Source organism: Streptomyces sp. UF-297, from assembly GCF_058245575.1.
Genome location: NZ_JBSIBZ010000006.1, coordinates 1 through 24,103, shown reverse-complemented (window position 1 = coordinate 24,103; position 24,103 = coordinate 1). Strand labels below are relative to the sequence as shown.

Here is a 24,103-nt window from a genome sequence, read left to right as displayed (position 1 = left end):
TCAGGCCTCGGTCGACTCGGAGGTGGACTCGGCCTCGGCAGCCTCGTCCGCCTTCTTGTCAGCCTTCTTCGCCTTCGGGGTGATGGCCTCACCCTTCGGCTCGTCACCGTTGTCCTTGAAGGCGGCCTCGAAGAGGGCGCGCTTGTCGGGCTTGGGCTCGGCGACCTTCATGGGCGCCGGGGCCGGCAGACCCTTGAACTTCTGCCAGTCGCCGGTGACCTTGAGGATGGCCATGACGGGCTCGGTCGGCTGCGCGCCGACACCCAGCCAGTACTGGACACGCTCGGAGTCGACCTCGATGCGCGAGGGGTTCTGCACCGGGTGGTACAGACCGATCTCCTCGATCGCACGGCCGTCACGACGGGTGCGGGAGTCGGCGATGACGATGCGGTAGTGAGGCGAACGGATCTTGCCCAGACGCTTCAGCTTGATCTTGACTGCCACGGGAGTGGTGTCTCCTGGTCTTGACGTGGTTGGGCACAACGAGATGCCACGTGGGGTTGCGGTACTCGGGTGCCCGATGGACGCGTCAGCCGGAGGAGAGAGGGGTCCCGGTCGGCTGTCGAGTACAGCTAGCCATTGTGCCACACCACGCCAGGTCAGCCGACCGCGGCCACCTCGGGGATACGGAAGGGCTTGCCGCAGCCGCCGCAGACGATAGGCGCCTGGGCCAGCACGGAGGGCACGACGCGGACGTTGCGCCCGCAGTCACACACCGCCTTGACCCGTACGCCGCCGCCGGAGGAGCCGTGCCGGGCCGCGGGGCCGCGGAAGCTGCGGGCGGTGTCGGCGGCGGTGGCTGCGCTGTGCGCCTTGAGGGCTCTTTGCAGTCGCTCGATGGTGGGGCGGTAGCGCCTCCTGGCCTCGGGGTTGAGCGTGACCAGGGAGAAGCCGCTGCTCGGATGCGGCTCCTCGGCGTGGTCCAGGCCCAGCTCCTCGGCGATCGCCAGGAATCGGCGGTTGTGGTAGCGGCCGGCGCGCGAGGTGTCTCGGACGCCGCGGGCGGCGGCGATGCCGTGGACTGCCTCATGCAGCAGCCGTTCGAAGGAGAGCTCTGATCCGCAGGCGGACGAGGACTCTCCGATCAGGGACTCGGGCGCGGCCAGGTCCGGCAGCTCGGGGTGGTGCCGTTGAATGTCGGCCCAGGCGAGCGCCAGCTCGGCGGCGAGAACAGGCGGTGTCGTGCTCACGTCGTGACAACGAGCCGGGACCGCCCAGTGTTCCGATTCCGGGGCATCCCAAATAATTTGCACGTACCAGTCAGTTTCTGGTCATGCGTTCCGAGGAGGGCGGGTGCGCTGAACTGCGGAGAAGGCACGCAGTGCGGGCCAAGCCGGGGCGTACCCGCGCGTCTACACGGTACCGCCGCCGGGCATGCGCCCCGGCGCGTGGACCAAGTCCGTGCGCCGGGGCGGCAGTTGAGCACGTGCAGCAGTGTGGCGCTCAGTAGGAACGCGCGACGACGGCGATGTTACCGGGGGTATCGCCGTCGGCCGGCACCGACCCGTCCTCGGCGACCAGGCACCGTACGGTCACGGACTGCTCGGCGAGCGCGGCCTCGCCCTCTTCGCCCAGTACGTCCCACGGGATGCGGGCCCAGCCGCCGGCGGCCGCGGCCTCGGCGGCCTCCTGGACGGTGCGTACGTCCGAGGTGCGCGACTCGCGGCGCTCGCGGGACTGGCGCAGCAGCAGCGCCTGGTCCTCCTCCAGGATCTTGGGCAGCAGCGCCTCCAGGTCCGCCAGGCGTACCGGCTCCTTGCCGCCGGGGATGCGGCGGGCCAGCATCGCGGAGTCCTGCTCCAGGTCGCGCGGGCCGATCTCGATGCGGACGGGGACGCCCTTGAGCTCCCAGTCCACCGCGCGGCGCCCGAAGGGGGTGTCGGTGCGGTCGTCCACGTGGACGCGCAGGCCCGCCCGGCGCAGTACGTCGCCGATCTCGCGGACCTTGGCGACCGCCTCGTCGCCCTTGATGGCCATGACGACCACCTGGATGTGCGCCAGGCGCGGCGGGACGCGCAGGCCGTTGTCGTCGCCGTGGGACATGATCAGGCCGCCGACCATGCGGGTGGAGACGCCCCAGGAGGTCTGCCAGACCAGTTCCTGCTGCCCCTCCTTGGAGAGGTAGGAGGTGTTGAAGGCCTTGGCGAAGTTGGTGCCCAGTTCGTGGCTCGTACCCATCTGGAGGGCCTTGCCGTCGCGCATCATCGCTTCGAGCGTGAGGGTGTTGATGGCGCCCGCGAAGCGCTCCTTGGCGGTCTTGCGACCGAGCACGACGTCGATGCCGAGCACGTTGACCATGAAGTCGGCGTAGACGTCGCGGTGGATGCGCGCGGCGTAGTCGCGGGCGTCCTCGTAACCGGCGTGGGCGGTGTGGCCCTCCTGCCAGAGGAACTCGGCGGTGCGCAGGAAGACCCTGGGGCGCATCTCCCAACGGACCACGTTGGCCCACTGGTTGATCAGCAGCGGCAGGTCGCGGTAGCTCTGCACCCACTTCGAGAAGTAGTCGTTGATGATCGTCTCGGAGGTGGGGCGGACGACGACCGGCTCCTCCAGCTCCTTGCCGCCGCCGTGGGTGACCACCGCCAACTCGGGGGCGAAGCCCTCGACGTGCTCGGCCTCCTTGGTGAGGTAGGACTGCGGGATGAAGAGCGGGAAGTAGGCGTTCTGCGCGCCCGCTTCCTTGATGCGCGCGTCCATCTCCTGCTGCATCCGCTCCCACAGCCCGTAGCCGTACGGCCGGATGACCATGGTGCCGCGCACCGGACCGTTGTCGGCGAGCTCGGCCTTGCTGACGAGGTCCTGGTACCAGCGCGGGAAGTCGTCCGCCTGCGGGGTGAGAACGGGAGTCTTTGCCATGGCGCGCATGGTACGGCGGCGCCCGGCGGTAACGGCAATCAGGGAGGCGGCCCCGGCGCATTCGGGGGCGCGCGGGAGACAACCCGGCGCAACCCCTGGACTCGGGGACGGATGCGGAGTTGTCTGGAATGCGGGGGCGCACACGCACATACACGGGGCGGGACACGGGGGCGATCGACCACTGGACACCCAAGGGATCTCGGCGGATTGGGGCGCTTTCGATGACACCCACGCTCGTACGGCAGCACCTCCACCACTCCGGCTCTCCCGGCTCCCGTGTCCTTGCGGCACCGATGGATCCCGGTGCGCGCGCCCGTGACTGGGCGGAGATCCAGGAACGGATGCTGGTGCCGCTGTACGAGGCCGTGTACGACCGCCTGGACGTGGGCCCCGGCACGCGCATGCTCGGGCTGGGCTGTGGTTCCGGGCTCGCGCTGCTGATCGCCGCGGCGCGCGGCGCGCAGGTGTGCGGCGTGGACGCGGATCCGGCGCGGCTGGACCTGGCGCGGCGGCGGCTGGTGCCCGAAGGGCCCGGCGGGAGCGGCGGCCGGGCCGCGCCCGCGCGGCTGTCCTGCGGCGGGCCGGAGCGGGTGGCCGGTCCGGAGGGCGGGCCCTTCACTGTGGTGACGGCCTTTCACCCGGTGGGCTGTGTCAGCAGTATCGAGGGGCTGACGGCCGCCTTGACGGCGGCGGCGGGCCTGGCCGAGCGCGGCAGCGCGGTGGTGCTGGGCGGGTGGGGGCCGGTGGAGCGGTGCGCCTCGGCCGGTGTGCTGCGGGTGGCGCAGAGGCTGGCCGATCCCTTGCGTACGGCGGGCGGCTGGCGGCCCAGTGGCCGGGACGACCTGGAGGAGCTGGCGGAGCGGGTGGGGCTGCGGCCGGACGGCTCGGGCCGGGTGGCCTGCCCGTTCGGGTACGCCGACCTGCCGAGCGCGGTGCGCGGGCTGCTGTCCACGGGGCTGTTCGACGACGCGCTTCAGGTCGCCGACCCGGCGCAGGTGGACAAGGAGCTGTGCGAGGCGCTGCACCCCCATCAGCGGCCGGACGGCACGGTCTGGATGGCGAATGTCTTCCGGTATCTGATCGCGCGTACGTGAGTCGCGATGCGCGTACGTGAGCCGTGGTGCGCATACGCGAGGCGCGGTGCGCGCACGTGCGCCGTGGTGAACGTCCCCGCCCGGTCGGCGAGTTGGCGGCGGTTGTGAGTATCCAGGATTCTGTTTACTGTCAGCCGCGTGAACGGCTTCGACGAGCGGTTCCTGACGCGTAACGGCCTGGCGGCCAGGGAGCTCGCCGTCCTGATGATCGGCCGGAGCGCCGGTGAGGGTGCCGGACGGCTGCCCCGGGTGCGGGACTTCGCCGAGCGCCTGGGCGTCGGCAACGGCACCGTGCAGGCGGCGCTGCGCCTGCTGGAGGAGTCGGGCGCGATCCAGACCGTGGCCCGCGGCCATCTGGGCACCTTCCTCCTGCGGACCGACCGGGGCCTGCTGTGGCGGCTGTCCGGGTTCGGCACGCTGCGGGCCGCGATGCCGCTGCCCCACTCCCGCCGTTACGAGGGCCTGGCCACGGGGCTGCGGGCCGCCTTCGAGGAGGCCGGGGCCCCCTTCGCGATCACCTTCCTGCGCGGGTCCGCCGCCCGGGTCGCCGCTCTGCTGGAGGGCCGGGCCGACCTGGTCGTGCTCTCCCGCTTCGCCGCGGACCGGCTGATGGCCGGGCAGCGCCTTCAGCTCCTGGCCGACCTGGGCCCGGCCACCTACGTCGGCGGGCACGGGCTGCTGCTGCGCCGCGGAATCCCGCTGGCCTCCCCCGGTCTGCGGGTCGCCGTCGACCGCTCCTCGCAGGACCAACGCGCCCTGGCCGAGCGGGTGTTCGCGGGCCGCGCGGACGTGGAGTGGGTCCACGGCTCGTACCTGCGGCTGCGTGAGCTGTTCCGCAGCGGACGGGCGGATGCCACGGTGTGGAACCTGGACGAGGTGCAGGGGCGGCTCGGCGGCGTGGTGGAGGTGCTGCCGCTGGGCGACGCGGTCACCCGGCAACTGTCGCTGCGCAACTCCAGCGCCGCGCTCGTGGGACGCGCGGGGGAGGCCGAGGGGCCGGGCGGCCCGGGGAGCCCCGGCGCCTTCGGGAGCAGGGCGCTGGCCGCGGTGTTCGGCGCGCTGGACCTCGCCTCCGTCACGGCGCTGCAGGCCCAAGTGCTGCGCGGGGAACGGGTTCCCTCGTACTGAGGCCGCGTGGACCGGCCCCGCGCCAGGGACACGCGCGCCACGAGAGAAGTGCCGTACAGGGCTTCCGGCCGGGGCCAGAATCCAGAATCCTGGTTACTGTCGCCCCGCGGGGTCCCGGGAAAGGAAGCCCATGGAGTCCCAGCTCGCCCAGCGCATCCGGATCTTTCGCGACAGCGGCCGGGTCACCCCCGCGGTCGCCGAGTTCGTCGCCGACGAGCTGCGCACGCTGGCCGCGGAGGGCCACACCGTCACCGACGCCACCGCGGGCATGCTCACCAGCCATCTGCTGATGGCGCTGACCCGGGTGCAGGACGGCGCGGCGGTCCCCGGCGCGGGGACGGGCGCGGAGGAAACTGTGGCCGACCAGGCGGCGGAGCAGCCCCGGGCCCTGGTGCGCGCGCACGCCGTGTCCGTACGCGCCGAACAGGAGCTGGGCGCACCGCTCCCCGTATCCGAGATCAACTTCCTGGCGATGCACCTGGCGGTACTGGGCACGGCCGCGCTCGGTCGGGGCGTGCGGGGAAAGGACACACCATGACCACCATCCTCACCGGCGGAGTGGGCAGGGCCGAGGTCGAACGGGCCGTGCGCGAGCTGGGGCTGGCCGGGGTGAGGGTACGGCCCAGCAACGACATGGACGCGGCGGGGATGCTGCGCGCCGGGCAGGCCGACTACTTCCTGGGCACCTGCCACACCGGCGCCGGCGCCTCGCTCGGTGTCCTGGTGGCCCTGATGGGGCAGCCCGCCTGCCACACCTTCGGGCGGTCCGTGCCCACCGAGGAGGAGATCAACTCCGTTCTGGAGCAGGGCAAGCGGGTGCTGGGCTTCGCCGTCGACCAGATCGACCCGGTGGCCGCCCGTATCGCCCGCGCCATCGCGGCCCGCGGCTGACCCGGTGCCCGGCGCCGCCCTGCTCGCCGGCCCCACGGCCCCGCTCCCCCACCTCGCCGCGGGCGCGGGCCTCGACCTCCCGCTCGCGCAGCAGCTGACCGTCATCGGCCTGTGCGCGCTGACCGCGCTCCTGGCGCATCTGGCGCTGGCCGTCTTCAACGACGGCGTACGGCCCTTCCTGCTGGACTTCGTCCAGGGGCGCAGCACCCGCGGCGCCCCGGCGGCGGTGTCCTTCGGGCTCAGCGCCGGGTTCGTCTTCGGGCTGGGCGCCCCGATGGCGCTGGCCTCCGGGGTCCTCAACCCCTGGCTGCTGTTCCTGCCCACGGACGTGCTGGGCCTGCTCGCCCCCAAGAAGTGGCTGGCGCCGCTGCTGGGCGGGGCCTGGGGCGCGGTGGTGGTCTTCGGGCTGAGCGGCGCCAACGATCTGGCGCACGAGCTGCCGGTCGATTTCCTGACGGCGATGCAGCGCATGTCCACGCCGATCCTGTATCTGTTCGCGCTGTTCCCTGTGCTGGCGGTCACCCGGCAGTTCGGCAGGGCGCGCGGTGCGCTGACCGCCGTGGTGGAAGTGGCGCTCGTGGTGCTGACGATGAAGCTGTGGCCCGAGGTGTTCGCGGGTGCTCCGGCGATGGCGGTGGGGGTGCTGCTGCTCATCGGCTTCGCGGTGGCCAAGGACGTACGGGAGCGGCGGGCGGCGCCTGCCGAGGCGGCCCCTCCCCCAAATGCGGCGGGCGCCGCAGCGGCGCCGGACCCGGTCGCCTCGCTGTTCGGCGCGAGCGCGGCCCGGCTGCGCCGCCATCTGCCGCTGTTCATGCTGCTGGGCGCGGGGGTGTGCCTGCTGGCGCAGACGCACGCCTTCGGCGGCGGCGAGGCCACCAGCTTCCTGATCGCCAAGGGGCAGTACGCCGAGGCCGCGCAGGTGGACCTCTACCGGGCGCTGGGCTTCATCCCGCTGATCGCCACCACCGCGCTGGCCTCGGGCGCGTACGGCATCGTCGGCTTCACCCTGGTCTTCCCCCTCGGCTATCTGCTGCCCAGCCCCTGGCTCGCGCTGCTGTGCGGCGCGCTGGTCTTCGCCTGCGAGGTGCTGGCGCTGTCGTGGATCGGCCGGGTGCTGGGCCGGCTGCCGTCCGTACGCGACTGCTCCGAGCACCTGCGCGGCGCGATCGGCGACACCCTCCAGCTGGCCATCCTCTTCGGGTCGCTGATGGCGGCCGAGGCCATGGGCGGCGGGCTGGGCATCCTCCTGGTGGGCGGGCTGTACCTGCTCAACGAGGCGATGGGGCGCATCGTGGTGCGGATGGCGGCGGCGCCGGCCGCGGTGATCGTCGGCGGTGTCGCCCTGAACCTCCTGTACTGGCTCGGCCTGTTCACCCCCGTCAAGGCGGGCTGAGCCGACGTGCCCGTCGTTCACACCACCGCCGGGCCACTGCCCGCGCACGCCGTACGGGGCCCGGTGCTGCCCCATGAGCACCTGGCCCTGGACCTGCGCCGGGACACCGACCGCGAGGCCGTCCTGGGCCCCGCGCACGAGGCTGCCGTCGCCGCTGAACTGTCCGCTCTACGCGCGGAGTTCGGCCTTTCGCTGCTGGTCGACCAGACCTGTCGCGGCATGGGGCGCGACCCGCTGGCGGCCTCCCGTCTCGCGCGGGCGTCCGGCGTCGCGGTGGTCGTGTCCACCGGCTGGTACTACGAGGACTTCCACCCGGCCGCTCTGGCCGCGGCGAGCGAGGAGCGGCTGACCGAGGCCCTGCTCGGCGAGATCGCCGGTGCGGCGGACGGCACCCGGGTGCGCCCCGGCCTGATCGGCGAGGTCGGCAGCCACGGCGAGCGCCCCAGCGCCCCCGAGGCCCGCGCGCTGCGCGCCGCCGCCCGCGCCGCGCGCGCCACCGGGCTGTCCCTGGCCACCCACGCCCAGCTGGGGCGGGGCGGCCCGGCCCAGCTGGAGCTGGTCACCGCCGCCGGGCTGCCCGCGCACCGGGTGTGCATCGGCCATCAGGACCTGCTCGACGACCCGTACGTACACCGGGAGTTGGCGGCCTCGGGGGCGTACGTCGCCTTCGACACGATCGGCAAGGAGCGCTACGCCGGCGACGCGGACCGGCTGCGGCTGCTGCTGGCGCTGCTGGAGGCCGGGTACGCCGAGCGGGCCCTGCTCAGCTGCGACATCTCGCGCCACGGCTATCTGCGCGCCGAGGGCGGGGGCGGCTACGGACACCTCTTCCGCGCCTTCCTGCCCCGCCTGCGGGCGGCGGGCGCGGACGACGGCCTGATCGACCTGTTGACGCGCCGCAATCCAGTGCGTTTTCTGACCGGCGCGGACAGTGAGGAGTACGGGGATGGCACACAGCACCGATGACGGGGCGGGCGGGGTGGACGAGGTGGAAGGGGAAATCGAGGAGAGCGCGACAGGAGAAGCGGGCGGGGCTCGGGTGCGGCTGCCGCGTACCCACCCGCTGCCGACCGTGCCGCTGGAGGAGGCCGTACGCAAGCAGTTCCGGCTGCTGGAGTGCACCGCCCGGCACTTCGAGGGGCACCAGCTCTTCGCCGCGGACAGCGGCGTGGTGCCGGGCCTGGGGCGGCCGCGGACCACCGCGCGCGCCGAGGCGGTGCTCGCGGACTTCTTCGGGGCCGAGGACGCGGCGCTGGTGCAGGGCGCGGGCACCGGTGCGATCCGGGCCGCGCTCGGCGCCGTACTGACGGTGGGCGATCCGCTGCTGGTGCACCGCGCTCCCGCGTACCGCACCACCGCGGTCACCCTGCGGACCCTGGGCGTCAAGGTGGTCACCGCGGACTTCAACGACCGTGCGGAGCTGGCCCGTACGCTGGCCGGCGGGCGTTTCGGGTGGGCCTATGTCCAGCACAGCCGGCAGCGGCTGGCGGACTCCTACGACGTGGGCGAGGTGCTGGCGGCCTGCCGGGCGGCGGGGGTGCGGACCGTGGTGGACGACAACTACGCGGTGCTGAGGGTGCCCTCCTGCGGGGTGGAGCTGGGCGCCGACGCCTCCTGCTTCTCGCTGTTCAAGCTGCACGGCCCGGAGGGCGTGGGGGTCGTCGCGGGCGCCGCCGACCTGGTGGAGCGGGTGCGCGCCGACAACTACTCCGGCGGCGGCCAGGTCCAGGGTCACCAGGCGCTGGACGCGCTGCGCGCGCTGACCCATGTGCCGGTGATGTGGTCGGTGCAGTCGCGGGTGGGCACCGAGATCGCCGAGCGGCTGACGGCGGGCGAGGTGCCCGGGGTGGCCGAGGTGCGCATCGCCAACCTCCAGGACCGGTGTCTGCTGCTGAGGCTGGACCGGCCGGTCGCCCGCGCGCTGCCGGCCGCCGCCGCGCGGCACGGCGCCGCCCCCTATCCCGTCGGCGCCAACTCCCGTTACGAGATCGCCCCGCTCTTCTACCGGATGTCCGCCTCCTGCCTGGAGGACGCCCCGCAGCTCGCCGACTGGACGGTACGGATCAACCCCATGCGGGCCGGCGCCAATCTCGTGCTGGACATCCTGCGGCGGGCGCTGCACGACCTGCGCGAGCTGCGGGACGGCCGCGACGGGCTGCTGCCGTGCGGCGGGCAGCGGCCGTACGCCGACCACGACCCGCCCTTCCTGCGGGCCGTGCGCGAGGTACCCGCTCCCCCTCCGGGCGATCTTGGGGACTGAGCGTGTTCCTGGACACCGTGCTCGCCCGCAATCCCCAACTGGCCGACTGCGCGGCCGCCTTGCACCACGAGGGCGCCGTGCCGCCGGACACCTACGTCATGGACGCCGACGCGGTCGCGGCCAATGCGGCGCTGCTGGCGCGCGCGGCCGGCCGCCTGGGCCTGGGCCTGTGGTTCGTGGTCAAGCAGCTCGGCCGCAACCCGGAGCTGATCCGGGCCATCACGCGGCACATCCCGCGCTTCGCGGCGATCGATTCGCCCGAGGCCCGTGCGCTGTACGCGGCGGGCGCGCGGCCGGGGAACCTGGGCCACCTGGTGCAGATCCCGGTGCGGGAGCTGCCCCGGATGCTGTCCTGGCGCCCGCGGGCGGTCACCGTCTACGACCTGGCCAACGCCCGTGCCGTAGCGCAGGCGGCCGCCCGGCTCGGCCGCGTACAGGACGTGCTCGTACGCATCGAAGGCGCGCCGGGCGACGTCCACCCGGGCCAGGAGGGCGGTGTGCCCCTCGCCGCTCTGGACGCCTTCGCCGCGGCCGCCGAACGCCTCCCCGGCATCGCTCTCGCGGGCGTCACCGCCTTCCCGTGCCTCGCGTGCGACCCCGCCACCGGCCGCCCCGGCCCCACCGAGACCTTTCAACTGGCCCGCGCGGCCCGCCGGTTGCTCATCGGGCGCGGAATCCCCTCGCCCCTTCTCAGCGCCCCCGGTGTCACCTGCGCCGCCACCCTCCCCCTGCTGCACCGCCTGGGCGCCACCCACGGAGAGCCGGGCCATGCCCTCACCGGCACCACCCCGCTGCACGCCGCCGACCCCCATCAGCCCGAACGCCCCGCCTACGTCTACGTCACCGAGGTCGCCCACACCCTCGCCGACGGCCGCCCGGCCGTGCACGGCGGCGGCTTCTACCCCCGCGCGGCCATCGTCTCCGCCCTCGTCCCGCGCACCGGCGCCCGCCTGTCCGTCGCCGCCGCCCCCGCCGCGAACATCGACTACTACCGCCTCCTGTCCCCCGGCGACGCCCGCCCCGGCGACACCGTCGTCCTCGCCTTTCGCACCCAGATCTTCGTCACCCGCAGCAACGTCGCCGTGGTCACCGGCCTCTCCACGGGCGCCCCGTGTCTGTCCGGGCTGTACGACGCACGGGGTCGGGCACTGTGAGCGGGGCCGCGATGCCCCCGCCGGCCCCGGGTCTGCCCTTCCGGGACAACCCTTTGGACACATTCGCGCAGGCGGGGCACCGGCGGCGGCCCGGCGTGGTGTCCCGCCGGTAGATTTGCGGCCACGGGGAAGGAGAGTGGTCAGCGGTGCGGGACGGTGAGATAGCGGCGCACTTCGACGGGCGCGGCCGGGCCGAGCTGGTCCTCAGCCGCTCCGACGGGTGCCAGGCCGACCGGGCGACCTTGATCGGCTATCAGTTCGGCTATGCGCTGCGCGAGGCCGAGAGCGTCGGCCGGGGCACGTACCGGATGGTGTTCGCGCGGGACGACTCGCTGCACGAAGGGCTGCGGCTGGAGCCGACCGCGGACGGCGGCTGGCAGTATCCGCCGCTTCCCTGGGAGGTCGCCTCGGCGCAGCGGCGTATCGCGGAGGCCGCGCACTCCTCTCCCGTACCCCTGGTGCTCGTGTGCGCCCTGGCGGCGGCCGCACTGGCGGCGCTGGGCTGGCGGCTGGCCGACGTCTCGTCCGCGGCGACGGCCGCTGCGCTGTGCGCGGCCGTGCTCCTGGCGGCGGGGGCCGTGCTGGCGCCGCTGGTGACGCGGCGCAGGCAGCGCAGGCACCGCGAGACGGTCGAGCGGTTCCTGGGGCAGCGGGCCGCCGGGGTGCGGGACGCCCGCTAGGCGGCCTTGCCGACGTCCGGCGCCCTTCCCCCGGGGAGCTGTGCGACCGCCCCTCACCGGCCTGCGGCCTCGTGACCGCTTCCAGTGGAGCGCTGCGGGCTCCGTGACGGCGGCGAGCCCCCGCCCGGGATTCGGGACGGGGGCTCGCTCGGCCGTGCCGGGGATGCGCGCGGGGCGCTCAGCCCATGAACTTCTTGAACTCGTCGGGGAGTTCGAAGTCCTTGGCGTCCTGGCCTGCCGGGAGGCCGAACGCGCCGCCGGTCTGGGCCTGCTCACGGCGGGCCGCCGCGGCCTCCTCCTCGGCCTTGCGCTTCATGGGGTTGCCGCTGCGCTGCTTGCCCTTGACCTTCTTGGGCTGCTGCTTCTTCTTCTTTCCGCCGCCCATGCCCGGCATGCCCGGCATCCCGGGCATCCCCGGCATGCCGCCGCCCTGGGCCATCTTCGACATCATCTTGCGGGCGTCGAAGAACCGCTCGACGAGGTTCTTGACCGCGCTGACCTCGACACCGGAACCACGGGCGATACGGGCCCGGCGCGAGCCGTTGATGATGGTGGGGTCCTGGCGCTCGCCCGGCGTCATCGACTTGATGATCGCGGCGGTGCGGTCCACGTCCCGCTCGTCCAGGTTGTTGATCTGGTCCTTCATCTGGCCCATGCCCGGCAGCATGCCCAGCAGCTTGGAGATGGAGCCCATCTTGCGGACCTGCTCCATCTGTGCCAGGAAGTCATCGAGCGTGAATTCCTTGGGGCCCTTCGCCAGCTTGGCCGCCATCTTCTCGGCCTCGGCCTGGCTGAAGGTCTGCTCGGCCTTCTCGATCAGGCTGAGCATGTCGCCCATGCCCAGGATGCGGGACGCCATGCGGTCCGGGTGGAACGCGTCGAAGTCGTCCAGCTTCTCGCCGTTGGAGGCGAACATGATCTGCTTGCCGGTGACGTGCGCGATGGAGAGCGCGGCACCACCGCGGGCGTCGCCGTCCAGCTTGGACAGGACCACGCCGTCGAAGCCGACGCCGTCGCGGAAGGCCTCGGCGGTGTTGACCGCGTCCTGGCCGATCATCGCGTCGACGACGAAGAGGACCTCGTCGGGGCTGACCGCGTCGCGGATGTCCGCGGCCTGCTGCATCAGCTCCTGGTCGATGCCCAGGCGGCCCGCGGTGTCGACGATGACGACATCGTGCTGCTTGGAGCGCGCGAACTCGACGGAGTCCTTGGCGACCTTGACCGGGTCGCCGACGCCGTTGCCCGGCTCGGGGGCGTAGATCGCCACTCCCGCGCGCTCGGCGACCACGCTCAGCTGGTTGACGGCGTTGGGGCGCTGGAGGTCACAGGCCACCAGCAGCGGGGCGTGGCCCTGCCCCTTGAGCCAGCGGCCGAGCTTTCCGGCCAGGGTGGTCTTACCGGCACCCTGCAGACCGGCGAGCATGATGACCGTCGGCGGGGTCTTGGCAAAGCGCAGCCGGCGGGTCTCGCCGCCGAGGATGCCGACGAGCTCCTCGTTGACGATCTTGATGACCTGCTGGGCGGGGTTCAGCGCCTGGGAGACCTCGGAGCCAAGAGCGCGCTCCTTGACCTGCTTGATGAAGGCCCGTACGACGGGCAGCGCGACGTCGGCCTCCAGCAGGGCGATACGGATCTCGCGCGCCGTGGCGTCGATGTCCGCCTCGGAAAGGCGGCCCTTGCCCCGGAGGTTCTTGAACGTCGCTGCGAGGCGGTCGGAAAGTGTGTCGAACACGGCGGTCGCGAATCCTCGTGTCAGGGGCGGTCAGATACGAGTCCCCAGGGTATCCGCACGGGGAAAGTCCGCGGGAATCGCGTGACCGAACCCCTTCGTGAACAGGCCGCGCCCGCTCACCGCAGGCCCCTCTCGACCACCGCAGCCACCTCACGCGCCGCTTCCTGCGACAGCGGCTCACCCCGCGCATCGGTCACATAGAACGCATCCACCGCATTGGCCCCGAGGGTGCTGATGTGTGCGCTGCGTACCCGTACGCCCGCCTCCTCCAGCGCCCGCCCGATGCGGTGCAGCAGCCCCTGCGCGTCCTGGGCGCGTACCTCGATGACGGTGGCCACCTTGGAGCCGCCGGGCGCCAGGGTGACCCGGGGCGGCGGGGCGAGGGCGCCGCGGGAGCGCCGGGCGTAGGCGCGTTCGCGCTCGGCGAGGCGGGCGGGGATGTCCAGCGAGCCGTCCAGGGCCCGCACCAGGTCCTCGCGCAGCCGCACCGCCTGCGGCAGCGAACCGAACTCGGCCGCCACCCGCCAGGTCAGCAGCAGCACCGTGCCCTGCCCGATCGGGTCCAGCGCCCGCAGGTCGGCGGCGCGCACGGTGAGGCGGTGCAGGGCCAGCACCCCGGCCGCCGCGGGCAGCACACCGGGCTGGTCGGGGACGGCGATCAGCAGCTCGACGCCGACCGGCTGCGGATCGTCCTGCGCGGTCCGCGGCTCGGCCTGCGCGTGCAGGGCCAGTACGGGCCCGCCGGTACGGCAGGCCTCCACCGCCAGCCGTTCCTGTTCTGCCGACGGCTCCCACCCGGCGCCGGACGCGCTCTCCGGCTCGCCCGCCAGCCGGTACGCGACCCGCTGGACCAGGTCGGCCACCAGCGCGCCGCGCCAGGTGCTCCAGGCGGCGGGCCCGGTGGCCCGCGCGTCGGCCTCGGTGAGCGCGTGCAGCAGCTCCAGCGTCCCGGCGCAGCCGACCGCCCCGGCCACCGTGGCGATGGTCGCCGGGTCGTCCAGGTCGCGCCGGGTGGCCGTCTCGACAAGCAGGAGGTGGTGGCGTACGAGGCGGCCGATCACGTCCACGTCGGCGGCCTCGAAGCCCAGCCGGGCGGCCGCGTCGCGGGCGATGGTCTCGCCCGTCACCGAGTGGTCGCCGGGCCACCCCTTGCCGATGTCGTGCAGCAGCGCGGCGACGAGCAGCAGGTCGGGGCGGTGCACCCGGCGGGTCAGGGCGGCCGCGCGCACCGCGCACTCCACCAGGTGGCGGTCGACGGTGTAGAGGTGCACGGGGTTGCGCTGCGGGCGGCAGCTGACCCGCTCCCAGTCGGGCAGCAGCCGCGCGATCAGCCCCTCGGCCTCCAGCGCCTCCCAGACGGGGACGGTGTGCGCGCCCGCGCCCAGCAGCGTGATCAGCTCTTCGCGGGCCTCGGGCGGCCAGGGGAGGGGCAGCGCGGGCGCGGTGGCGGCCAGCCGCCGCACGGCGTGGGTGGACAGCGGCAGTGCGGCCTGGGCGGCGGCAGCGGCGGCCCGCAGCGGCAGTACGGGGTCGCGCTCGGGGCGTGCGGTGCGCGCCAGCACCACCTCGCCGTCGTGCTCGACGACGCCCTCGGCCAGCGGTGAGCGCTCGCCGCGGGCCGCGCCGCGCCCGCCCAGCAGTCCGCGCAGGACGGGCCGTACCGACCGCGCGCGCAGCACCCGGCCGACCTCGCGCCAGGTCACATCGGCGGCGTAGGAGATGGTGCGCGCCGACTCGTACACCTGGCGCAGCAGCGCGTCGGCGTCCAACAGGCCCAGGGTGTCGGCCACTTGGTCCTGTTCCTGCAGGGAGAGGCGGTCCGAGGCGCGGCCGGTGAGCAGGTGCAGCACATCGCGTACGTCCAGCAGGTGGGAGCGGGCCCCGGCCAGGCCCTCGCGGGGGGCGTCGGCGAGCCAGGACGCGGCGATGGCGCGCAGGGCGGCGGCGTCCCGCAGGCCGCCGCGCGCCTCCTTGAGGTCCGGCTCCAGCAGATGGCGCAACTCGCCCTGTTTTTCGGCGCGTTCGAGGCACATCTCGTGGAGTTCGGGCAGGCGCTTGGGGGCCTGTTCGCGCCAGTCGGTGAAGGCGGTGGTGCGCAGCGCGGCGGTGAGCCCTTCGTCGCCCGCCAGGTGGCGGGCGTCCAGCAGGCCCAGGTGGACCTTGAGGTCCGCGCGGGCGGCCTTGCGGGCCTCGGCGGGGGTGCGTACGGAGTGGTCCAGGGCCACGCCGAGGTCCCACACGGGGTACCACAGGCGGTCGGCGAGGGCCGCGACGGCGGCCGGGGCGGCCCGGCCGTCGTGCAGCAGGAGCAGGTCCAGGTCGCTGCGTGGGGACAGCTCGCCGCGCCCGTAGCCGCCGACGGCCACCAGCGCGGCCCCCCGCACTCCGGTGGCAGCGGCCGCCTGCCCCAGCAGTGCGGCCAGCCACTCGTCGGTCAGCCGTGCCAGCGCCGCGCGCCGTGGCGGCCCGGCCGGCCCGTCCCCCTGCAGCAGCCGCACCCGCGCGGCGGCGTATCCGCCCTCGCTCGCGGCCTCGCCCTCGTCCCGCACCGTCTGCGTCACGTCAGCTGCTCCTCGGTCGTCTCGGCCCGCCGGGCGCTCCGCGGCGTCACAGCGCGTCGGGGCCCCGCTCTCCCGTCCGCACCCGTACCGCCTCGTCCACCGTCACGCTCCACACCTTGCCGTCGCCGATCTTGCCGGTGCGGGCCGCCTTGACCACGACCTCCACCAGGCGTTCGGCCTCCGCGTCGTCCACCAGGACCTCGATGCGGACCTTGGGCACCAGGTCGACGGTGTACTCCGCGCCCCGGTAGACCTCGGTGTGGCCGCGCTGGCGCCCGTATCCGCTGGCCTCGGTGACGGTCAGGCCCTGGACGCCGAAGTCGCGCAGTGCCTCCTTCACCTCGTCGAGCCGGTGCGGCTTGATGACTGCCGTGATGAGCTTCATGCCTCAACCTTCTTCGCGGGGGCCGCCGGTGCGGCGGCGCTGGTGCCGGGCTCGGCGCGTACGGGGGTGGCGGGCGGGGTCGTACGGGCGCCCGCGCTGCCCACGCCGCTGAAGTCGTACGCCGTCTCGGCGTGCGCGGCCTGGTCGATGCCGGAGACCTCTTCGTCCTCGCCGACCCGGAAGCCCATCACCGAGTCGATGGCCTTGGCAAGGAGGTAGGAGACGACGAGGGAGTACAGCAGGACGCACACCACGCCGACGGCCTGCTTGCCCAGCTGCTCGAAGCCGCCGCCGTACAGCAGCCCCTTGGCCTCGCTCTGCACGCCGCCGGTGGCGAACAGGCCGACCAGCAGCGATCCGGCGATACCGCCGACGAGGTGGACGCCGATGACGTCGAGGGAGTCGTCGTAGCCGAAGCGGTACTTCAGGCCGACGGCCATGGCGCACAGCACGCCCGCGATGACGCCGACGGCGATCGCGCCCAGCGGGCTGACCGCGCCGCACGCCGGGGTGATGGCGACCAGTCCGGCCACCGCGCCGGAGGCCGCGCCCAGGGTGGTGAACGAGCCGTGCCGCAGCTTCTCGTACGCGAGCCAGCCCAGCATCGCGGCGGCGGTGGCCACCTGGGTGTTGACGAAGGCGACCGCGCCCACCCCGTCGTCGTTGCCCAGCCAGGAACCGGCGTTGAAGCCGAACCAGCCGAACCACAGCAGGGCCGCGCCCAGCATCACCAGCGGCAGGCTGTGCGGCCGCATGGGGTCCTTCTTGAAGCCGATGCGCTTTCCGACGACGAGGATCACGCCGAGCGCCGCGGCGCCGGCGTTGATGTGGACGGCGGTGCCGCCGGCGAAGTCGATGACGCCCAGGTCGAAGAGCCAGCCGCCCTCGGCCCAGACCCAGTGGGCGACGGGGAAGTAGACCACGGTGGCCCACAGCGCGATGAACAGCGCCCAGGCGGTGAACTTCACGCGGTCCGCGAGCGCACCGCTGATCAGCGCGGGTGTGATGATCGCGAACATCAGCTGGAAGACGGCGAAGACGTAGACCGGCACGGTGCTGGTGCCCCACAGCTCGGTCAGCCCGATGCCGCTCAGGCCCGCGAAGTCACCGCTCCAGCCGATGACGCCGCCGCTGTCGTCGCCGAAGGCGAGCCCGAATCCGTACAGGACCCACAGGAGGGTGACGATGCCCAGACTGATGAAGCTCATCATCAGCATGTTGAGCACGCTCTTGACCCGGACCATGCCTCCGTAGAAGAAGGCCAGGCCGGGCGTCATGATCATCACCAGTGCGGAGGCGAGCAGCATGAACCCGGTGTTGGCCGGGCTGAGCTCCGCCTTTTCCGCCGCGAGCGTCAGGATGCCTGGGGGCATCGGCGTCTCCTCGTCGTCGATGCGGCCCGTGCGGGCGTGGTGCTGTGAAGGGCCGACTTTCGCCAAGACCTTGTCGCAGCGCCGTTTCGCCCAGCGCCCGTAGGTGTTTCACCCCAGTGACGAACCCGCCTGCCGTGTTACGCGGACATGAACTGCGCTACGGAGCGCTCCCCGGCCCGTTATCGTCCCGCGCACACCGCAAGCCCGACCGCGACGACCACCCGTATGACCTGGCGTGGGGGAGCCGAGTCGGGCTGTACGGGGTGGAGGCCGCGGCCGGAGTCAACGGGCGCCGTCTCAGACGGCCTCCGCGGCGGATTCCGGCAGGTGCTCGGCGAGTTCGTCGCTGAGCTGGACCACTTCGGCGACGGTGGCGTAGTCGCGTGCCGCGGTGTCGACGGTCTTGCGCAGCCGGGTGTTCACCCGCTCGGAGCGGACCTTCTTGGCCAGGGGGAGCGCCAGGCGCGCGACCGCCGCGCTCTGCTCGGGCTCGTTCTGCAGGAGGTGGACGGTGGCCATGCCGATGAGGTTGAGGGCGTAGGAACGCTGGTGCTCCTCGTCCTTGCCGAAGAGCTCGACGGCGCGCTCCATGACGGGGTTGGCCAGCGAGGCGTACGTCGGGCTGCGCCCGGCCACGTAGGCGAGATCGCGGTAGGAATGGGCGTTCTCCGCGTTCAGCTCCGCCTCGGAGAAGAAGCGGATCCAGTCCGGGTCGCCCTCGCCGGGCAGCACGTCGGCGAAGGTGTCCTCGGCCATCCTCACCGCCCGTTTGACCTTGCTGGGCTGGCCCATGCTCGCGTACGCCCGCGCCTCCATCGCATACAGCATCGACTGGGTGCGGGGGGTGGCCGTTTCGCGGCTGCCGTACTGGGCGAGGTGGATGAGTTCCAGGGCGTCGTCGGGGCGGCCCAGGTGGATCATCTGGCGGCTCATGCTGGACAGGACGTAGGAGCCCAGCGGACGGTCGCCGGCCTCCTTGGCGGCGTGCAGCGCGAGGACGAAGTACTTCTGGGCGGTGGGCTGGAGGCCGACGTCGTAGCTCATCCAGCCCGCGAGCTCGGCGAGTTCGGCGGCGACCTTGAACAGCCGCCGGGAGACCTCTTCGGGGTGCGGCTCCTGGAGCAGGTCGGTGACCTCGTGCAGTTGGCCGACCACCGCCTTGCGGCGCAGTCCGCCGCCGCACTGGGCGTCCCACTGCCGGAACATCATGGTCGTGGACTCCAGGAGGTCCAGCTCCGGCTTGGACAGCCGGGTGCCGCGCCGGGTGCGGTCGGCCGCCACGGGCTGCATCTCGCCGCCCTGGCCCACGGGAACCGGCACCAGCCAGCGCTGCATGGGCTCGATGAGGGCGGGGCCCGCGGCCAGCGCGAGCGAGGTGCCCAGGAAGCCGCGCCGGGCCAGCATCAGGTCGCTGCGCGAGAACTCGCTGATGAGGGAGACCGTTTGGGGTCCGGCCCAGGGCAGGTCGACACCCGAGACGGACGGTGACTGGTGGGCCGGCCGCAGTCCGAGGTCCTCGATGCCGACCACGCATCCGAAGCGCTCGGAGAACAGCTCGGACAGGATCCGCGGGATGGGCTCGCGCGGCTGCTCGCCGTCCAGCCAGCGGCGGACCCGCGAGGTGTCGGTGCTGATGTGGTGCGCGCCCATCTGGCGGGCCCGCCGGTTCACTTGCCGCGCCAGCTCGCCCTTGGACCAGCCGCTGCGTACGAACCATGATCCCAACTGCTCGTTGGGGCGTTTGTCAACGCCGGTGCTGCCGTTGCCGCCCACTGGAACGCCCCCATTCCGATTTCCGCTGTGCTCCTGAACCAACAACAGGATGCCGCGTGTTGAGGTCACCTGTCCGCAGGAGCATCTACCCGATCACGTAAACCGGCCAACCGAAACCGACCGGGCGCGGTCGGTGCCATGCCTCCGGCATACCCGTGTGAGTACTGCCTCTACGGGGTCCGTGCACCGAAAGTAATCCTACGATCACGCCTCCGGCGAGGGCGATCCAGGAAACGCCACCATTCGCCACCCCTTCGAATGAACTCCTCTGCCACTCCTCGCGATTGACTTGACACAGGTCGAGAAGCGTTGGGCGGAGCGAAGCGCGCGTGGGCGCATACGCCGCACCGCACCACCCGGCGCGCTACGCCGCACCACCGAGAGCACCGCCGGCCGACGGAGCGTGACGGCAGCGTTCCGACTCGTAACCACCGGCATCCACATCCCGTTGGAGGGGGCATGGGCTTCACGATCGGCGGCATCCGGGACATGCGGTCCGGCTCCCGGCGCCGCTCCCGTTCCGCGGAGGGCACGACCGCCGCGGAATACACCGGACTGTGGGGCTGGGACGTCGTCCCCGGCGCCCGCGCACTGCGCATCGGCGGCCGTACGGACTGCTCCTGCGGGGCGGCCGACTGCCCCGCGCCCGGCGCACACCCGCTGGGCTTCGCGCCGGTGGTACCCGCCGGCGCCACCCTCGAGGAGACCACCGCCGCGTGGGCGCAGACCCCGGGCGCGGCCGTGCTGCTCCCCGTGGGCCGGTCCTTCGACGTCCTGGAGGTCCCGGAGCCGGCCGGGCGCTTCGCACTGATCCGGCTGGAGCGGATGGGTCTGCCGCTGGGCCCGGTGGCGGCCACCCCGACGGGCCGCGCGCAGTTCTTCGTCGCCCCCGGCGCCGCCGCCGACCTCCCCGACCTGCTCTACCGCATGGGCTGGGACGACGCCGACCTCGACCTGCGCCCGCTGGGGCCCGGCGACCACATCACCGCGCCGCCCTGCGACTTCGGCGGCCTGGGCCCGATGCGCTGGCTGCGCCCGCCGGCCCTGGAGTCGGCCTGCTGCCCGCCCCAGGCCCGCCTCCTGCTGGGCACCCTCGCCTACGTCTGCCACCGCGCGGCCGGCGGCGCACTCCCCCCGGCCCCGCAGGCCTTCCCCCTCTGACCGCCCCGGCGCCCCGGCCCGGACAACGGGGCGCCGGACGCACAGTGCCCCGCCGCAGTGGATGCGGCGGGGCACGGGCGGGCTCCCCCGGCGGGGGCCGGTGACTCGGCGGGCTAGTCGCCGATCAGCGCGTCGACGAACGCCTCCGGCTCGAACGGCGCGAGGTCGTCCGCGCCCTCGCCCAGGCCGACCAGCTTGACCGGTACGCCCAGCTCGCGCTGGACGGCGACGATGATGCCGCCCTTGGCCGTACCGTCCAGCTTGGTCAGGACGACACCGGTGATGTCCACGACCTCGGCGAAGACCCGCGCCTGGACCAGGCCGTTCTGGCCTGTGGTGGAGTCCAGGACCAGCAGCACCTCGCCGACCGGGCCGTGCTTCTCCACGACCCGCTTGACCTTGCCCAGCTCGTCCATCAGACCGGCCTTGGTGTGCAGCCGGCCCGCGGTGTCGATCAGGACGACATCGGCGGACTCGGCGATACCTTCCTTCACCGCGTCGAACGCGATGGAGGCCGGGTCGCCGCCCTCGGGGCCGCGGACGGTACGGGCACCGACCCGCTCGCCCCAGGTCTGCAGCTGGTCGGCGGCGGCGGCACGGAAGGTGTCCGCCGCGCCCAGCACGACGGACTTGCCGTCGGCGACCAGGACGCGGGCCAGCTTGCCGGTGGTGGTGGTCTTGCCGGTGCCGTTGACGCCGACGACCATGACGACGCCCGGGATCTCCTGGCCGTCCTTGCCGATGGCGTTCTCGGTCTTGACCTCGCGGTCCATGTCCGTGCCGATGACCCGCAGCAGCTCCTCGCGCAGCAGGGCGCGCAGCTCGTCGGGGGTACGGGTGCCGAGCACCTTCACGCGCTCGCGCAGCCGCTCGACCAGCTCCTGGGTCGGGGCCACGCCGACGTCGGCGGTCAGCAGGGTGTCCTCGATCTCCTCCCAGGTGTCCTCGTCCAGGTGCTCGCGGGACAGCAGGGTCAGCAGGCCCTTGCCGAGCGAGTTCTGGGAGCGGGAGAGGCGGGCGCGGAGCCGTACGAGCCGTCCTGCGGTCGGCTCCGGGACCTCGATCTCGGGCTCGGCCGGGGCGGCGGGCGCCTCCGGCTCCGCGACGGGGGCCTCGGCCACCGGGGCCTCGGCGGCGGGGAGGTCCACCTCTTCGATGGTGCGACGGGGTTCGTCGCGGGGAGTCTCGGCGTCCTCGCCGACCTGTGGTTCGGCGGGGGGCGCGGTGACAGACGGGGTGGTCGGCGGGGCCGGCGGCAGCTGCTTCTTCTTGCGGCTGCTGACGACGAGCCCGCTGATCGCGCCGAGCGCGACCACAGCGATGACTACAGCAAGGATGACGATGTCCATAACCCGACCAGTATCGGTCACGCGCCCGCCGTGCGGGGTGGGCACCGCCGAACCGTGGCGTGCGGGCGGCGCCCCCCTTCCCAAGGGGAGCCGCCGCCCGGCGACTTGACATATCCGGCGGCAGATCGGGCCGCCCCTAACCTGGATGTGTACTATCTAGATTATGCGAATGGCCGCAGGGGTTGAGACGGGCTTGCACTGCTGTCTGGTGCTGGCATGGCTCGGCAACGAGGAACCGGTGCCGACCGCCAGACTGGCCGCGTGCTTCGACGTCTCGCAGACGTACTTGAACAAGCACCTGCAGGCGCTGACCCGGGGCGGCATCCTGACCTCGACACCCGGCGCCCGCGGCGGATTCCGGCTGGCCCGGCCGCCCGAGAAGATCACGTTCATGGACGTCATGGTCGCGATCGAGGGCCCCGGCAACGCCTTCGCCTGCACCGAGATACGCAGGCGCGGCGCGGGCGAGGAGGGGGTGGCGGCCGAGTTCCACCAGCCCTGCGGCATCGCCGGCGCGATGCGCAAGGCCGAGCTGGCCTGGCGGCGCCAGCTCGCCGCACAGACCCTGGCCGACGTCATGGCCACCACCCCTGTCGCCACCGTGGAGCGCACCCGCCGCTTCTTCGCACGCCTGGCTTCAAAGGTCGTCTGACCCGGCCCCACCCGCCGTACGACGACCCGCCCGCCCGGGCGGCCGGTCCACCCGACCCGCCGGCCGTCGCACCGGGCTGACCGAACGCTTTCTCCGTACCAGCGCCGAAGTCCGAGGAGAACCTGGATGTCAAATATCTCGATTTCAGTCGACAGGTCGGCACCGGCCACCAAACCGGCCGAGCAGCCCGCGCGCGGTCTCGCCTCGACGCTCGTACTGGCCCTGGGCACCTTCGCCGTGGGTACGGACGCCTTCGTCGTCGCGGGATTCCTCCCCTCCATGGCCGAGTCCCTGCACGTCTCCGCCGCCACCGCGGGCCAGTCGGTCACGGTCTTCGCCGCGGCCTACGCCGTGCTCTCGCCGATCCTGGCCACCCTCACCGCGCGCCTGCCCCGCCGGATGCTGCTGGTGATCGCGCTGATCGTGCTGGGCCTGGCCAACCTGGGCTCCGCCCTCGCGCCGAACTTCGCCATCCTGATCATCACCCGCGTCATCGCCGCGGCCGGCGCCGCCGCCTTCACCCCCAACGCCGGCGCGGTCAGCGCCGCGCTGGTCAAACCCGCCCAGCGCGCCAAAGCGCTCGCCGTGGTCATCGGCGGGCTCACCATCGCCACCGCGCTCGGCGTCCCGCTCGGCAACGTCGCCAGCAACTACCTGGGCTGGCGCTACGCCCTGGGCCTGGTCGCCCTGCTGTGCCTGGTGATCGCCGTCGGCGTGGCACTGATCATGCCGAAGCTGCCCGGCAACCCCCGGGTCGCGCTGCGCACCCGCCTCGCCGTGCTGCGCCGCCCCGCCGTGCTCAGCGTCCTGCCGCTGACCGTGCTCGGCATGGGCGCCAGCTACACCGTCTACGCCTACAGCGTCCCGGCCCTGGAGGCCGTGGGCATCTCCGAGTCCGGCTCCGTGCTCATGCTCTTCCTGTACGGGCTGGGCGCGGTCATCGGCAACTTCCTGGCCGGCTGGGCGACCGACCGCTGGGGCTCGGTGCGGGTGCTGACCATCGGCTACATCGTCATGGCGGCCTCGCTCGGCCTGCTGGGCTGGGTGGCCAACGCCCACATGTCCCTCGCGGTGCTCGTCGGCGTCCTGGCGATCGGCTGGGGTGCGGGCAGCTGGTGCCAGACGCCGCCGCAGCAGCACCGGCTGATCGCCGCGGCGCCGCAGGAGGCTCCCCTGGTGGTGTCGCTGAACTCCTCCGCCATCTACCTGGGCATCGGGCTCGGCACCGTCCTCGGCGGCATCACGCTCCCGTCGGGCGTGGACACGACGTACTTCCTGGGCACCGCCATCGCCGTGGTCGCCCTGCTGTTCCTCCTGGTGACCCGGCGGGCCGGCGCCCGGCGCAAATAGCGGCCGAAACCCGCCCCAATTCCCGGCATCCGCCGGAGATCCGCCCGCTGAAACACCGCTCGGCACGGCGGCGAGGCCCGCGGCGACACCCCTCCGCGGCCCGCACAGCGGGAAAACCGGCCCCGACCCGGGGGTCGGTTTTCCCGCTCAGCAAAAGACCTCACCGACCGAACGAGAAAAGGCAAACCCATGCATCAGCAAAAACTCTCCCCGCACTCCCAAGAAATCACCATGACGGGTGCGCAGTCGCTTATTCGTTCGTTGGAGGAGGTCGGGGCGGAGGTGGTCTTCGGTATTCCCGGCGGTGCGAT

Annotated in this window: 21 protein-coding genes; 12 read left to right on the top strand and 9 right to left on the bottom strand. The window is 73.0% G+C overall.

Translation table 11 applies throughout. The features are described 5' to 3' along the window. From rpsP to proS, 3 genes are all read right to left on the bottom strand, one after another. Window positions 1-444, bottom strand: a complete 444-nt coding sequence (gene rpsP / locus AC4IJH_RS05685) for a 30S ribosomal protein S16 (protein WP_490850407.1) — start codon at window positions 442-444, stop codon at window positions 1-3. Between the two features lie 155 nt (window positions 445-599). Next, the gene (locus AC4IJH_RS05680) at window positions 600-1,190 is read right to left on the bottom strand and encodes a hypothetical protein (protein WP_490850406.1); all 591 of its coding nucleotides are present in this window, start codon (window positions 1,188-1,190) and stop codon (window positions 600-602) included. Between the two features lie 253 nt (window positions 1,191-1,443). After that, window positions 1,444-2,856: a proline--tRNA ligase gene (gene proS / locus AC4IJH_RS05675; protein WP_490850405.1), complete on the bottom strand. Its 1,413-nt coding sequence runs from the start codon at window positions 2,854-2,856 to the stop codon at window positions 1,444-1,446. Window positions 2,857-3,077: 221 nt separating this feature from the next. Here proS and AC4IJH_RS05670 point away from each other — a divergent pair, with 221 nt between their 5' ends. The 9 genes from AC4IJH_RS05670 to AC4IJH_RS05630 all read left to right on the top strand — a co-directional run bounded on the left by AC4IJH_RS05670 (window position 3,078) and on the right by AC4IJH_RS05630 (window position 11,456). Beyond that, window positions 3,078-3,950, top strand: a complete 873-nt coding sequence (locus AC4IJH_RS05670) for a class I SAM-dependent methyltransferase (protein WP_490850404.1) — start codon at window positions 3,078-3,080, stop codon at window positions 3,948-3,950. 138 nt (window positions 3,951-4,088) lie between these two features. Further along, window positions 4,089-5,078, top strand: a complete 990-nt coding sequence (gene yhfZ, locus AC4IJH_RS05665) for a GntR family transcriptional regulator YhfZ (RefSeq protein WP_490850403.1) — start codon at window positions 4,089-4,091, stop codon at window positions 5,076-5,078. Between the two features lie 130 nt (window positions 5,079-5,208). Then, window positions 5,209-5,616, top strand: coding sequence for a transcriptional antiterminator (locus AC4IJH_RS05660; protein WP_490850402.1), 408 nt, complete (start codon window positions 5,209-5,211; stop codon window positions 5,614-5,616). Further along, a complete protein-coding gene (locus tag AC4IJH_RS05655) occupies window positions 5,613-5,969 on the top strand; it encodes a DUF2620 family protein (RefSeq protein WP_490850401.1) in 357 nt (118 codons plus the stop codon). Before AC4IJH_RS05660 ends, AC4IJH_RS05655 begins: the two co-directional genes overlap by 4 nt. A gap of 4 nt (window positions 5,970-5,973) precedes the next feature. Continuing rightward, complete coding sequence (locus AC4IJH_RS05650) at window positions 5,974-7,362, top strand: YhfT family protein (protein WP_490850400.1); 1,389 nt, start codon at window positions 5,974-5,976, stop codon at window positions 7,360-7,362. A 6-nt stretch (window positions 7,363-7,368) separates the two neighbouring features. Further along, a complete protein-coding gene (locus AC4IJH_RS05645) occupies window positions 7,369-8,328 on the top strand; it encodes a phosphotriesterase family protein (RefSeq protein WP_490850399.1) in 960 nt (319 codons plus the stop codon). Then, the gene (locus tag AC4IJH_RS05640; protein ID WP_490850398.1) at window positions 8,309-9,622 is read left to right on the top strand and encodes an aminotransferase class V-fold PLP-dependent enzyme; all 1,314 of its coding nucleotides are present in this window, start codon (window positions 8,309-8,311) and stop codon (window positions 9,620-9,622) included. Before AC4IJH_RS05645 ends, AC4IJH_RS05640 begins: the two co-directional genes overlap by 20 nt. A 2-nt stretch (window positions 9,623-9,624) precedes the next feature. Further along, the gene (locus AC4IJH_RS05635) at window positions 9,625-10,776 is read left to right on the top strand and encodes an alanine racemase (protein WP_490850397.1); all 1,152 of its coding nucleotides are present in this window, start codon (window positions 9,625-9,627) and stop codon (window positions 10,774-10,776) included. A 146-nt stretch (window positions 10,777-10,922) separates the two neighbouring features. Further along, the gene (locus tag AC4IJH_RS05630; protein WP_490850396.1) at window positions 10,923-11,456 is read left to right on the top strand and encodes a hypothetical protein; all 534 of its coding nucleotides are present in this window, start codon (window positions 10,923-10,925) and stop codon (window positions 11,454-11,456) included. 178 nt (window positions 11,457-11,634) lie between these two features. On the opposite strand, the gene ffh is transcribed toward AC4IJH_RS05630, so the two are convergent. The 5 genes from ffh to nsdA all read right to left on the bottom strand — a co-directional run bounded on the left by ffh (window position 11,635) and on the right by nsdA (window position 19,280). After that, window positions 11,635-13,188, bottom strand: coding sequence for a signal recognition particle protein (ffh, locus tag AC4IJH_RS05625; RefSeq protein ID WP_490850395.1), 1,554 nt, complete (start codon window positions 13,186-13,188; stop codon window positions 11,635-11,637). Window positions 13,189-13,304: 116 nt separating this feature from the next. Next, complete coding sequence (locus tag AC4IJH_RS05620) at window positions 13,305-15,749, bottom strand: [protein-PII] uridylyltransferase (RefSeq protein WP_490850394.1); 2,445 nt, start codon at window positions 15,747-15,749, stop codon at window positions 13,305-13,307. A 46-nt stretch (window positions 15,750-15,795) separates the two neighbouring features. Further along, window positions 15,796-16,134, bottom strand: a complete 339-nt coding sequence (locus AC4IJH_RS05615; protein ID WP_490850393.1) for a P-II family nitrogen regulator — start codon at window positions 16,132-16,134, stop codon at window positions 15,796-15,798. Next, window positions 16,131-17,507: an ammonium transporter gene (locus AC4IJH_RS05610; RefSeq protein ID WP_490850392.1), complete on the bottom strand. Its 1,377-nt coding sequence runs from the start codon at window positions 17,505-17,507 to the stop codon at window positions 16,131-16,133. The genes AC4IJH_RS05615 and AC4IJH_RS05610 overlap by 4 nt, the downstream gene beginning before the upstream one ends. A gap of 297 nt (window positions 17,508-17,804) precedes the next feature. Next, a complete protein-coding gene (nsdA, locus tag AC4IJH_RS05605; protein ID WP_490850391.1) occupies window positions 17,805-19,280 on the bottom strand; it encodes a transcriptional repressor NsdA in 1,476 nt (491 codons plus the stop codon). Window positions 19,281-19,739: 459 nt separating this feature from the next. On the opposite strand from nsdA, the gene AC4IJH_RS05600 reads away from it, so the two are divergent. Beyond that, on the top strand, window positions 19,740-20,441 hold the full coding sequence (locus AC4IJH_RS05600) for a bifunctional DNA primase/polymerase (RefSeq protein ID WP_490850390.1): 702 nt from the start codon (window positions 19,740-19,742) through the stop codon (window positions 20,439-20,441). A 113-nt stretch (window positions 20,442-20,554) separates the two neighbouring features. On the opposite strand, the gene ftsY is transcribed toward AC4IJH_RS05600, so the two are convergent. After that, complete coding sequence (ftsY, locus tag AC4IJH_RS05595) at window positions 20,555-21,790, bottom strand: signal recognition particle-docking protein FtsY (RefSeq protein ID WP_490850389.1); 1,236 nt, start codon at window positions 21,788-21,790, stop codon at window positions 20,555-20,557. Between the two features lie 163 nt (window positions 21,791-21,953). Between ftsY and AC4IJH_RS05590 the strand changes: the two genes are divergently transcribed. Then, window positions 21,954-22,442, top strand: a complete 489-nt coding sequence (locus AC4IJH_RS05590) for an RrF2 family transcriptional regulator (RefSeq protein ID WP_490850388.1) — start codon at window positions 21,954-21,956, stop codon at window positions 22,440-22,442. A gap of 126 nt (window positions 22,443-22,568) precedes the next feature. Next, the gene (locus tag AC4IJH_RS05585) at window positions 22,569-23,792 is read left to right on the top strand and encodes an MFS transporter (protein ID WP_490850387.1); all 1,224 of its coding nucleotides are present in this window, start codon (window positions 22,569-22,571) and stop codon (window positions 23,790-23,792) included. Window positions 23,793-24,103 lie beyond the last annotated feature (311 nt).